We start from the raw sequence: 1,878 nt of genomic DNA on the forward strand, positions 1-1,878 counted from the left end.
TGATTGCATAGTGCTGCGATCTGCAATAATCCTACTTTATCTGAGTCTTTCCAAGCAAAATCATATCCTTGTTTTTTCATGATCTTCAATGTATCCACATTACAATGCGCTGCTGCAAAAGCTAATACCTGCCCTTTATCTTTTTTATTTATTTTATCTGATATCACAAGTTTTTGAAGTTTATGATCATCTCCATTCATTGCTGCTCGTAATCCTTGTGATATATTTTGCTTTCCGTCATATTTTTCTAATTTTTTTAAAATTTGAGGCGTAAAATAATACTGCATTCCCCAATTGCTGTTATTATCGTTTAAAAGAAATGAAATTATATCGGAATCAGGCTTTGCACCTGATTCCAATAGTCTATTTAACATGTCCATTTTCTCATTATAATTTTCAAATGAAATCCTACTTACCGTTCCTTTTAGTGCTGTTATTTCATCTCCTTTTTGATTTGGATCTGCACCCGCATCCAACAGCTGATTGGCTAAGTCAAATCTATCATTATCAATTGCCCAGCATAGATTCGTATCTCCATCTATTCCTTTTTCATTAACATCTGCACCACTCTTTATCAATTGTGAGCATATTTGTAACTGTATCTTTTCGCTCTCAATCTCTCTGACGGCTAATTCTAACGGCTTCGTTTTTGATGATGTTTTGATTGTTTCTTTTGCAAGTTCTGCATGATTTTTCAATGCTTCCTTTACGCCTTGCATATTGGGATTGCAAATAGAAGCGTATAGCTGTTTTTTGGATATATCCTTGTCTTTGTCTTTACTGCATCCGCATATGGAAAAACAAAATGTTGAAAGCACTGCAATTATAATAAAAATCTTTTTTCTGTTTTTCATTTTATTTTCCTTTCCATGAAAATGTTCTAACATAACTAGAACCTTTCACTTTTAATTCTTTTACTTTTTTTAATTTATTTGATAATGTTTGCATTTGTTTTGCATATTTTCCTGTTTTAGGAAACCACAAAGTACCTGTCATCCTTAATGTTGTTTTTGAATAAATGTCCTTTCCTGGCATATCTTCTTTAAATACAAATGCTGTTAACCACCATGCCTTTCCTTGATCTGTTGATGTTTTACTATCTCTAGTAAATAATTTTCTATTACCTACATATAATGACATTCTCATTCTTATTCTTCGATTCCTATCATATGCGCAATACCAATGAGGATTACCTTTTATGGTTCTGTAATACAAACCTATCTCGCATCCATTTGATATTTTAGGAACATACGTTGCTCCATATTTACCTTTCCAAAATTGTAATCTCCACCATGTTGTTTCTACTTTTTTTGTTACCAAATCCCCTACTGTCCAATCCATCACATCATATAAGTCATTATATCCTGCATATTTTTGAGGTGCATTCTGATTGAATGCATAATAATTTTGAGTATTGCTTTTAAATGCAATATTCCAAAAATCTACACGTTTTTTCTTATTTCCACTGGAATCTATATAATTTATCGGATTGTCTGCACAATAAACATATAGATTCTGTGTATCAGGCTCATTTGTCTCTCCTCGATAAGCATCCTCTGTTAAGAATCCTCCATCTTCTGGATTATAATACCTCGCATTCAGATAATAAAGTCCTGTCCTCTGATCATAGATTCCACCCGTATAACAAACCTCATTCTCTGCTTTGTTATCGCCATTGATCGTTGTCTCTCCAAAGTCTGTATACCGGTATGTTGCATCAGCACTTCCATCTTCTTTTACAAGACTTGTGCTACTTCCCTGGATATCTTTATGATACAACAGATAGTCCGTATGGTCACTTCCATATCTCTGTGTTGCAAGGATATTTCCATCGGTTCCGATCAGGTTCTGGGATGTCTGGATATTATCTCCATCGGT

2 protein-coding genes are annotated in these 1,878 nt (G+C 33.8%); both read right to left on the reverse strand.

Features of this window, described 5'->3' with window-relative positions:
- The coding region (locus KE503_RS14260) for an ankyrin repeat domain-containing protein (protein WP_442859958.1) at positions 1 to 854 on the reverse strand (854 nt) is incomplete at its 3' end.
- 1 nt (position 855) lies between these two features.
- Positions 856 to 1,878 (reverse strand): RHS repeat-associated core domain-containing protein (locus KE503_RS14265; protein ID WP_212385706.1); only part of this gene is annotated, 1,023 nt, incomplete at its 5' end.

Origin of the sequence: Anaerostipes sp. Marseille-Q3525 (genome assembly GCF_018223505.1) — a bacterium.
Lineage (GTDB): Bacteria > Bacillota > Clostridia > Lachnospirales > Lachnospiraceae > Anaerostipes > Anaerostipes amylophilus.